Genomic DNA, 10,175 nt, shown 5'->3' with positions numbered 1-10,175 from the left:
GGCGCGGTCGCTGGAGGACGCGGCCCGCGGGGGCGCCGTGGGAGGTGGCCCTCACCTGCCTCGCGTTCTTCGCCGAGGAGGGCGGCCGGCGCGTCCCCGAGGCGATCGCGACCGCGGAGGCGCTGGAGGCGCGCTGGGACGCGCTGCGCGCGGGCTGGGCCGGGGCGCCGGACCTGGCGCGGATGCTCGCCCGGCTCCCGGCCCACCTCGTGGTGGGCGCGCGCGAGGGCGGGGGCGAGATCCACGCGGGCGTGCAGCTCGCCGCGGCGGACCTCGCGGCGGGCGTCCGCATCGCGCTCGACCGGCCGGCGGTGGCGGAGGTGGCGCGGGCGGTGCTCGCCGCGCTCGGGCCGGAGGAGGCCTGCCCGCGCTGCCGCGCGCGCGGGCCGGCGCGCCACCTGTACCGGACCCGCGGCCTGGACGCGCTGCACGGGATCGCCTGCGCCGCGTGCGGCGCGGTGCTGCGGAGCTACTGGCGCTACGGCGAGGTGGACGGGCTCGAGGCGCTCGCCCCGCACGCGCTCCGGCTCGGCCTGGTGGCGGAGGTCACCGCCGCGCTCGCCGGCACCGCCATCGGCTTCCAGCTGCTGCCGGAGGAGGCGGACGCCCTCACCGCCGAGCGGCTGCGGCGCCGCTTCGCCGAGCTGTACCTGGCGCCCTGCGAGGTGGACCTCGCGCCGGAGGCGGTCGAGGTGCGGGGCGAGGACGGGCCGCTCGGCAAGGGCGCGCGGGTGCGCGGGCGCGGGCCGCTCCGCCTCGCGGTCGCCGCGGGCGCGGGCATGACCGCCGAGGAGCTCCTCGAGCTGCTGCGCTCGCGGATCGAGCGCCGCTTCCGGCCTTGAGGCCGGGGGCGGACGCGCGGGCGCGCCCCGGGACCGGGACGCTGCCCCCAACGCCGCAGGGCGGTTGGGCGGGCGCGCCCGGCAATTGCCCGACGGGGGGGCGGGCGTCCACGGCGGCGCCGCCGGGCATTGCTTACATCGGAGGAAGCGGGTGCGACCGCCCGCCGCGGAGGCTCCGATGAAGACCTGCACGCTGTGCGCCTCGACCCTCGACGCCGGCGCGAGCGCCTGCCCGAACTGCGGGATCGCCGCGCCGCGGGCGCGGCGGCCGTCCCGGCTCGCCCGCACCGCGCGGGCGAGCGTGGTCGCGTTCGCCGGGCTGGCGGTCCTCGGGGCCCTCGCGCTGCCGGTGCTGGGGCGGGTGCGCGGCGGCGACTGCGAGCCGCACAGCTGGGCGGACTGGCACGTCGCCATGGCGCGCGCGTGCCTCACGCCGGACTACGTCTGCGAGAACATGACCTCCGCCAAGATGCTCGAGGATCCGCAGCTCGCGGCCGAGCTGCGCCACGCGCTCCGCGGCGGCCGCGGCGGGGCGATCGCGCACCTCGACGCGCTCGTGGCGCACGTGCGCGAGGCGTACGGCTGCGCGTCGGGGGACGCCTCCCGCCCGGCGCCGGCGCTGGAGCCGCCGGACCGGCGCCTCCCGCCGGGCCACCCGCCGGTCCCGGCGACGCCGGCGCCGCCCGTCTTCCAGGCGCCCTCGTCGCTCACCATCTAGTCCCCGCGCGGGCACAGGCGGGGCGGAGCAGGCCGGGCGCTGCCGCGGCGGCGGCCGGGGTGCTAGAACGACCGGTGTGGGGGATCCCGTGAACGGTCGCAGCATCCTGCTCGTCGAGGACGACGACGCGATCCGCGAGAGCGTGGCCGAGTGCCTCGACGCCGAGGGCTACGCGGTCGCGATGGTGGAGAACGGCGTGGCCGGCCTGGAGTGGCTGCGCCGGTCCCCGCGGCCGCATCTCGTGGTGCTCGACCTCGTGATGCCGGTGATGAACGGCGCGCAGTTCCTGGAGACCCTCCGCGCCGACCCGGCGCTGCGGGACCTGCCGGTGGTGCTCATGACCGCCGCGCTTCCGTCCGAGCAGCTCCCGGTGCCGGTGGCGGACGGGTACCTCACGAAGCCGTTCGAGCTGGACGCGCTCCTCGAGACCGTGGCCCGCCACGCGCGGCGCCCGTGACCGGGCGGATCCTTGTCGCGGCCGCGGCGCCGGGGTAGACCGGCCCGGTGAACGTCCTCGTCACCGGCGGTACGGGCCTGGTGGGCGGCGCGGTGGCGCGCGCCCTGCTCGCGCGCGGGCACTCGGTGCGGCTGTACGCGCGCGCCACCAGCGACGCGGCGGCGCTGGAGGCCGCCGGCGCGGAGGTGGCCCGCGGCGAGCTGGACGACCGGGCGGCGCTGCGCGCGGCGCTGGCGGGCCGCGACGCGGTGGTCCACTCGGCGGGCGTGGTGGGCTTCGGGCCGGGGCTGGAGGCGGCCCTCGAGGCCGTCAACGTGCGCGCGGTCGAGGCGGTGCTGGGCGCGGCGCTGGAGGCGGGGGTGGCGCGCGCGGTGCTCACCTCGTCCACCGCGGTGATGGGCGGCACCGCCGCGCCCGAGGTGGCCGACGAGGCCACCGCCGGCAACGCCGAGGCGCTCGGGATGCCCTACTTCGTCTCGAAGCTCCGGGGCGAGCGGGCGGCCCCGGGCGCTCGCCGCGCGCGGCCTGCCGCTCGTGGTGGTGCGCCCGGCCTACGTGCTCGGGCCGGGCGACGTGCACGGCTCCTCCGCGTCCATCCTGCTCGCGTTCGCGCGGCGCCGCATCCCCGCCTACGTCGAGGGCGGCGCGTCCTTCTGCGACGTCCGCGACGTGGCCGACGGCCACGTGGCCGCGCTGGAGCGCGGGCGCGCCGGCGAGGCCTACGTGCTCGCGGGCCACAACCTCGCCATGTCGGAGATGATCCGCCGCGCCTGCGCCGTCGCCGGCGTCCCGCCCCCGCGCCGCGTCCCGGTGCCGCTGGCGCTCGCGTTCGCCGCGGCGCAGGAGCTGGCGGCGCGCGCCGCCGGCCGGCGGCCGAGGACCAGCCGCGGCCTGGTCCGCGCCAGCGCGCTGTACACGTTCGCGTCGTCGGCGAAGGCCGAGCGCGAGCTGGGCTACCGCGTCCGCCCGTTCGAGGAGATGGTCCGCGACACCTACCGCTGGGCCCTCGCCACCGGAAGGCTGCGGCCGGACACGCCCGAGCTGTCGGCGCTGGCGAGCTAGCGCGCGGCGGCGCCCCGGCGGCCCGCTTCGCGCTCCCGGTCAGGCCTCCGGCCCGGCCGCCCCGTCGCCCTCGCCGGCGCCCGCGCTCGCCTCGCCGGGCGGCGGCGGCACGAGCCGCACCCGCCGCACCACGCGCGGCGTGGCCTCCACCACCTCGGCCTCCGTGCCGTCGGCGAGCCGCAGGCGCGCGCCGCGCTCCGGCATCGCGCCGGCCACGGCGATGACCAGCCCGGCGACGGTGGTGTAGCCCTCGCCCTCGGGCAGGTCGAGGTGGAGCGCGCGGTTCACCTCGCGGATGGGCGCGTCGCCGCGCACCACCGCGGCGCCGCCGGGCTCGACCTCGAAGAGCGGCTGCGGCTCCTCGGCCTCGCCCAGGATGTCGCCGACCAGCTCCTCCACCAGGTCCTCCAGCGTGAGGATCCCGGCCATGCCCCCGTGCTCGTCCACCACCACCGCGATCTGCGAGCGCCGCCGCTGCATGTCGCGCAGCACGTGCACCGCCTTGGCGCCCTCCGGCACGAAGTGCACCGGCCGCACCAGGTCGGCGAGCACGATGAGCTCGCGCTCCCAGGCGATGGCGGCGAGGTCCTTCGCCATCACGTAGCCGATCACGTCGTCGAGCGTGCCGTCGTAGACCGGCATGCGCGCCCGGCCCTCCTCGAGCAGCAGCCGCTTCAGGTCGTCCTGGGTCGCGTCGGCGGGGAGCGCCTTCACCCGGCTGCGCGGGACCATCACGTCGCCGGCGGTGAGGTCGCGGAACGCGAGCGCGCGCGAGGCGATCTCCGCGGTGGGCGCGTCGAGCGCGCCGGCGCGGCCGGCCTCGTCCACGAGCTGCTCCAGCTCCTCGGCGGAGAGGCGCGCCTCGGCGAAGGTGGTGCGGTCGCCGAACGGGCGCAGCAGCAGGTTGGACGAGGCGGTCAGCAGCCACACGACGGGGCGGACCAGGTGCGAGAGGCCGAGCAGGGGCCGGCCGACCAGCAGCGCGTAGCGCTCGGGCGCGCGGAGGGCGAGCGACTTCGGCACCAGCTCGCCGAGGACCAGCGAGAGGAAGGACACGAGCGCGACCACGAGCGCCAGCGAGAGCTGGTGCGCGTACGGCGCGAGCGGCGGGATCCGCTCGAGGACCGGGGCGAGGCGGCCTGCGATCGACGCGCCGCCGAACGCCGCGGCGCTGGCGCCGATGACGGTGATGCCGACCTGCACCGTGGCGAGGAAGCGCTCGGGTGCGTCGCGCAGCCGCAGCACCGCCCCGGCGGCGGCGCGGCCCTGCTCGACGAGCTGCGCGAGCCGCGTCTTGCGCATCGCGATGACCGCGATCTCCGCGCCGGCGAACACGCCGTTCGCGACGACCAGGGCCAGGACGATCAGGATCTCGACGGCTGTGTCGTACAGGTGGCCTTCCCTCCCCGGGGTGGCCGCGCCGGGGCCGCCGCCGCTCGACTCGGTGACCGCGCACGCGCGCGGCCGCGCAGGCGATCGAGGTTCGCCCGGGCGGGGACTCCCCGCGCGCGGAGAAGAGGTTTACCTGAAACGCTCCCGCAGCGCCGCTGCGCCGTGTGCCCGAGTTCCGGGAGGGACCCATGTTCGTCGATGCGCAGGCGCTCCCCGCGCCGGACCCGCGGGGTTTCCCGTCATGGGGCGGGCCGACCGAGCGGCTGCGCTTCCTCCTCGCGTACGCCGTGCTCGCGCCCTCGCGGCACAACACGCAGCCGTGGTGGTTCGAGGTGCGCGGCGACGAGGTCGGCCTCCACGCCGACGGCGCGCGCGCGCTCCCGGAGGTGGACCCGGACGGCCGGGAGCTGGTGATGGCCTGCGGCGCGGCGCTCGCGAACCTGCGCCTCGCCGCGGCGCACTTCGGCCACGCGACCTCGGCGGAGATCATCGGCACGCACCGCCGCGACGGGCTGGTGGCGCGCGTGCGCCTCGAGGAGCACCGCGCGCTCTCGCCCGAGGACGAGGAGCTGTTCCAGGCCATCCCGCGCCGCCGCACCAACCGGCTGCCGCTCGACGGCCGCGAGCCGCCGGAGGGGCTGGTCACCCGGCTGCTGCGCGAGGCGCGCGCGGAGGGCGCCTGGCTGCGGCCGGTGGAGGCGCACCAGCGCCGCGCCGTGGCCGAGCTGGTGGCCGAGGGCGATCGCCGGCAGTGGGCCAACCCGCGGTTCCGCGCCGAGCTGGCCGGCTGGATCCACCCGAGCGGCAGCGGCCGCCGCGACGGGATGCCCGCGTACGCGGTGGGGATGAGCGACGCCGCGGCGCGCCTGCAGCCGCTCGTGGCCCGGCTCTCCAACCCGGCCCGCGCCGAGGCCGAGCGCGACCGGCGCCGCACGCTCGCCTCCAAGGCCCTGCTCGTCCTCTCCACCGCGCACGACGGCCTCGCCGAGTGGATGGTCGCCGGGATCGCGCTCCAGCGCATCCTGCTGCGCGCCACCGCGGCCGGGCTCACCGTCGCCTACTTCAACCAGCCGGTCGAGCAGGACGGGCTGCGCGGGCCGCTCCGCGAGGCGGTCGGCGATCCGGGCATGCCGCAGCTCCTGCTGCGGCTGGGCTACGGTCCGGAGGTGCGGCCCACGCCGCGCCGGACGGTGGACGAGGTGCTCCGCCGCCTCGACGCCGTGCCCGTCCGCCCGGCGCCGCTCGTGCTCCGTCGCGCGCCGCCGGTGTCACCGATGGTGCAGCCGGCGGCGGCCGGGGCGGCGGTCGCGCCCGGCGCGCCGGCGTAGCAGGTTGGCGGCGGGCGGGCCGCGCGGGTGCGTCCGCCGCTCCCCCTCCTCCCGCACCAGGGAGCGGGAGGAGGGGGCCTCTATCGACGGCGCCGGAGCCGGAAGAGCCGCGTCACCTCGGCGGCGCGCGCCGCGTGCAGCGGATCGGCGCGGTCGCGCGCACGGGGGTGCGAGGGGCGCGCCTCGCGGACGTCCGCCACCTCCAGCCCCGCCGCCCCCGCCAGCCGCGCCACCTCGCCCGCCGGCCGGAGCCCGAGCCGCTCGGCCAGGTCGGAGAGGACGATCCACGCCTCGCCGCCCGGGGCGAGGTGCGCGGGCAGCCCGCGCACCAGCCGCTCCAGGAACGCGCCGCCCGGATCGTAGACCGCCCGCTCGAGCGGGCCGTGCGCGGCGCCCGGGATCCACGGCGGGTTGCACACGATCACGTCCGCCACGCCCTCCGGGAACAGGTCCGCCTCCACCACCTCGACCCGGCCGGCCAGGCCGAGCCGGGCCGCGTTCTCGCGGGCGCAGGCCACCGCGCGCGGCTCGAGGTCGGTCGCGATCACCCGGGCGCCCGCCCGCGCCAGCACCAGCGCGAGCACCCCGGTGCCGGTCCCGAGGTCGAAGGCGCGCGTGCCCTCGAGCGAGCGCTCCGCGGCCGCGGCGGCGACCAGGTCCACGTACTCGCCCCGGATGGGCGCGTACACGCCGTGAAACGGGTGCACCCGCGCCCCGAGCGCGGGGACCTCGACGCCGCGGCGTCGCCACTCGTGCGCGGCGACCAGCCCGAGCAGCTCGCGGAGCGGCAGCAGCGCGGGCCCGTCCGGCGGCGGGCCGAGGGCCTCGGTGCAGGCGGCGGCCACCTCCGGCGCCCGCCGCAGCGCGATGCGCCACCCGGGCTCGACCGGCACGAGCAGCCGCGCCAGCACCTCGTGCTCGAGCCGCATCCGCTCCCGCGCGGCGCGGTAAGCGCCCGCCAGGCCTGCGCCCTTCGGCGCAGGGTGCTCCAGGCGCCGCCCCATGGCCGCGAGGAGCTGCCGGGCGTTGTGGTAGTCGCCGGCGTAGACCAGCCCCTCGCCGCGACGTGCCCGGGCCAGCGCCTCGCCAGCGCGGGTGGCGTCGCCGGCCGGGCCGAGCCGGGCGGGCGGCGGCGCCGAGCCGGAGGCCCAGCGCGCCCTGTGCTCCCCGGTGGCATCCCGCCACACCAGCTCCCGGGGAGGCGCCGCGGCGGTCGGATCGGTGCGCGTCATCGGATCGCGTGCGGTTGAGCGGCCAGGCGGGGGGTGTCTGGATTATGAAGAGCGCGCCATGTCATCGCCGCCGGAACCCCAGGCGCTGCCCAGCGCGCCCAGCCTCTCCTTCGTCGAAGACCTCTACTACGCGTGGCTCGCCGATCCCAGGTCGGTGGACGGATCGTGGCGCAGGTATTTCGAGGGCTTGCCCGCCGCCCCGGGCGCCGCCCCGGCGCCCGCGTCCTTCCCCCGGCGCCGGCCCGACGGCGCCGCCGGCCCGCAGCCCGCGGCCGGCGCGGGCGGCGACGCGGCCTTCCAGGCGAAGGTGGACCGGCTGGTGCAGGCGTACCGCGAGTACGGTCACCTCCGCGCCAGGCTCGATCCGCTCGGCCTGGTCCGCCCCGCCGAGCCGTTCGCGCTCGAGGCGTTCGACCTCGGGCCCGCCGACCTCGACCGGCCCTGCGCCGACGCGGACGGCCGCGGCGACCGCACGCTGCGCGACCTGGTGGCGAGGCTGGAGGAGACCTACTGCCGGACGCTGGGCGTCGAGCTCGCCCACATGCACGACCAGGACCTGCGCGGCTGGCTCGAGCAGCGGATGGAGCGCACGAAGAACCGGCTCTCGCTCGCGCCGGACGTGAAGAAGCTGCTCCTCCGCAAGATCGTGGAGGCGGAGAGCCTGGAGCAGTTCCTGGGGACGAAGTTCCTCGGGGCGAAGCGCTTCAGCGTGGAGGGCGCCGAGGGGTTCGTGGCGCTGCTCGAGTTCCTGGTGGACCGGGCCGTCGGCCACGGCGTCCGCAACGTGGTGATCGGCATGGCGCACCGCGGGCGCCTGAACGTGCTCGCGAACGTGGTCGGCAAGCCGCTGCGCCAGATCTTCGCCGAGTTCCGCGACAACGCCATCGTCAACGCGACCGGCGGCGACGTGAAGTACCACCTCGGCCACTCGACCGATCGCGAGACGCCGGACGGCGTGCTGGTCCACCTGTCGCTCGCCTTCAACCCGAGCCACCTCGAGTGGATCGACACCGTGGTGCAGGGGCGGGTGCGCGCCAAGCAGGACCGCTACCACGACTTCGAGCGCGTCCGCTCGCTGCCGGTGCTGGTGCACGGCGACGCGGCGTTCGCCGGCCAGGGCATCGTGGCCGAGGCGCTCAACATGTCGCAGCTCGAGGCGTACGGCGTGGGCGGCACCATCCACGTCATCGTGAACAACCAGGTGGGCTTCACCACCTCGCCGCGCGACGCGCGCTCCACCACCTACTGCACCGGCCCGGCCCGGATGCTCCAGATCCCCATCATCCACGTGAACGGGGAGGACCTGGAGGCCGTGGCGCAGGCGGTGCTGCTCGCCGCCGACTTCCGCCAGCGCTTCCACCGCGACGTGGTCATCGACCTGTGGGCCTACCGCCGCCACGGGCACAACGAGGGCGACGAGCCGTCGTTCACGCAGCCGGTGATGTACCGCGCCATCTCGAAGCGGCCCACGCTCCGGCAGCTCTACGCCGAGGCGCTGGAGCGCGAGGGCACGGCGACGCGGGCCGAGGTGGACGCGATGGCCGCCGAGTACCGCGCCCGCCTCGACGAGGCGTACCAGGCCTCGGCGCAGATCGCGGTGCAGCCGGGCGCGCAGGAGGCGGGCGGCTTCTGGGCCGGCATCAAGGGCGGCGCGATCACCGGCCCGGAGCCGGAGACCGGCGTGGCCCCCGCGGTGCTCGCCCAGGCGGCCGCCGGGATCACCCAGGTGCCGCAGGGCTTCCACGTGCACCCCAAGCTCGCCAAGGTCCTCGAGGCGCGCGCCGAGATGGGCCGCGGCGAGCGGCCGCTCGACTGGGCCACCGCCGAGGCGCTCGCGCTCGCGACGCTGGCGCTGGAGGGCCGCCGCGTGCGGCTGGTCGGCCAGGACAGCCGCCGCGGCACGTTCAGCCACCGCCACGCGGTGCTCTACGACCACCAGACCGGCACGCCCTACTCGCCGCTCGCGCACCTGCGCGAGGGGCAGGGCGCGGTGGAGATCCGCGACAGCCTCCTCTCCGAGGCCGCCGCGCTCGGCTACGAGTACGGCTACAGCCTGGAGATGCCCGACGCGCTCACCATCTGGGAGGCGCAGTTCGGCGACTTCGTGAACGCCGCGCAGGTGATCATCGACCAGTTCCTCTCGTCCGGCGAGGCGAAGTGGAACCGGCTCTCCGGCCTCGCGCTGCTGCTGCCCCACGGCATGGAGGGGCAGGGGCCGGAGCACTCCTCGGCGCGGCTGGAGCGGTTCCTGGAGCTGTCGGTGGACGACAACTGGTACGTGGTGAACGTCACCACGCCGGCGCAGTACTTCCACGCGCTGCGGCGCCAGGTCTACTCGCCCTGGCGCAAGCCGCTGGTGGTCATGTCGCCGAAGAGCCTGCTGCGGCACCCGAAGGTCGTGTCGCCGCTCGGCGAGCTCGTGGAGGCGCGCTTCCGGCCGATCGTCGCCGATCCCGTCGCAGACCCGAGCGAGATCACCCGCGTGGTGCTGTGCTCGGGCAAGCTCTACTACGACCTCGCCGCCGCCCGCGAGGCGCAGGGCGCCCGTCACGTGGCGCTGATCCGGCTGGAGCAGCTCTACCCGCTGCACGCGGACGAGATCCTCGACGCCATCGCCGCGTTCCGGCCCGGCGCCGAGATGGTCTGGGCGCAGGAGGAGCCGTCCAACATGGGCGCCTGGGACTACGTGGACCTGCACCTCTCGCCGCGGCTGCCCACGCGCCTCGACCTCGTCTCCCGCCCGCCGTCGGCCAGCCCGGCGTCCGGCTCCGCCACGCGGCACAAGCTGGAGCAGCAGCAGCTCGTGCTCGAGGCGCTCGGGGAGCCCGTCTCCCGCATCCACCGCACCGACACGCGCGCCGCCGCGCACGAGCACTGATCCTCCCGGAAGAACACCATGTCCATCCAGCTCAAGGTCCCGAACATCGGCGAATCCGTGCAGACGGCCACCATCGGCACGTGGCTCAAGAAGGAGGGCGAGCCGGTCCAGGCCGACGAGCCCGTCGTGGAGGTGGAGAGCGAGAAGGCCACCGTGGCGGTCCCGGCGCCCGTCGCCGGCGTGCTGCGCAAGGTGCTCCGGCAGGCCGGCGACACCGTCGCGATCGGCGAGGTGATCGCCGAGCTGGACGAGGGCGGCGCCGGCCA

General features: G+C 77.1%; 7 protein-coding genes and 2 pseudogenes. 7 read left to right on the top strand and 2 right to left on the bottom strand.

The genetic code is table 11. The features are described from left to right. The 4 genes and pseudogenes from PSR1_RS24885 to PSR1_RS25025 form a co-directional block, all read left to right on the top strand. Positions 1–842 (top strand): annotated as a pseudogene (locus tag PSR1_RS24885) (molecular chaperone DnaJ); the annotation flags it as partial. Between the two features lie 178 nt (positions 843–1,020). Next, complete coding sequence (locus PSR1_RS18155) at positions 1,021–1,560, top strand: hypothetical protein (RefSeq protein ID WP_059438851.1); 540 nt, start codon at positions 1,021–1,023, stop codon at positions 1,558–1,560. A gap of 88 nt (positions 1,561–1,648) precedes the next feature. After that, positions 1,649–2,017, top strand: a complete 369-nt coding sequence (locus PSR1_RS18150; protein WP_059438854.1) for a response regulator — start codon at positions 1,649–1,651, stop codon at positions 2,015–2,017. Positions 2,018–2,064: 47 nt separating this feature from the next. Beyond that, positions 2,065–3,079: pseudogene (locus tag PSR1_RS25025) on the top strand (NAD-dependent epimerase/dehydratase family protein). 39 nt (positions 3,080–3,118) lie between these two features. On the opposite strand, the gene PSR1_RS18140 reads toward PSR1_RS25025, so the two are convergent. Further along, positions 3,119–4,438 (bottom strand): hemolysin family protein, encoded by a 1,320-nt coding sequence (locus PSR1_RS18140; protein ID WP_082100298.1) that lies wholly within the window; start codon positions 4,436–4,438, stop codon positions 3,119–3,121. Between the two features lie 221 nt (positions 4,439–4,659). On the opposite strand from PSR1_RS18140, the gene PSR1_RS18135 reads away from it, so the two are divergent. Next, on the top strand, positions 4,660–5,799 hold the full coding sequence (locus PSR1_RS18135; RefSeq protein ID WP_059438852.1) for a hypothetical protein: 1,140 nt from the start codon (positions 4,660–4,662) through the stop codon (positions 5,797–5,799). A gap of 80 nt (positions 5,800–5,879) precedes the next feature. On the opposite strand, the gene PSR1_RS18130 is transcribed toward PSR1_RS18135, so the two are convergent. Beyond that, complete coding sequence (locus tag PSR1_RS18130) at positions 5,880–7,031, bottom strand: methyltransferase (protein WP_059438850.1); 1,152 nt, start codon at positions 7,029–7,031, stop codon at positions 5,880–5,882. Positions 7,032–7,089: 58 nt separating this feature from the next. Between PSR1_RS18130 and PSR1_RS18125 the strand changes: the two genes are divergently transcribed. Continuing rightward, positions 7,090–9,909, top strand: coding sequence for a 2-oxoglutarate dehydrogenase E1 component (locus tag PSR1_RS18125; RefSeq protein ID WP_059438849.1), 2,820 nt, complete (start codon positions 7,090–7,092; stop codon positions 9,907–9,909). 18 nt (positions 9,910–9,927) lie between these two features. Beyond that, on the top strand, positions 9,928–10,175 hold a 248-nt coding region (locus PSR1_RS18120), incomplete at its 3' end, for a biotin/lipoyl-containing protein (RefSeq protein ID WP_304511090.1).

Origin of the sequence: Anaeromyxobacter sp. PSR-1, from assembly GCF_000964525.1 — a bacterium.
Taxonomy (GTDB): domain Bacteria; phylum Myxococcota; class Myxococcia; order Myxococcales; family Anaeromyxobacteraceae; genus Anaeromyxobacter.
Note: the sequence above shows the minus strand (reverse complement) of the source record. Positions and strands in the feature narration are given on the sequence as shown.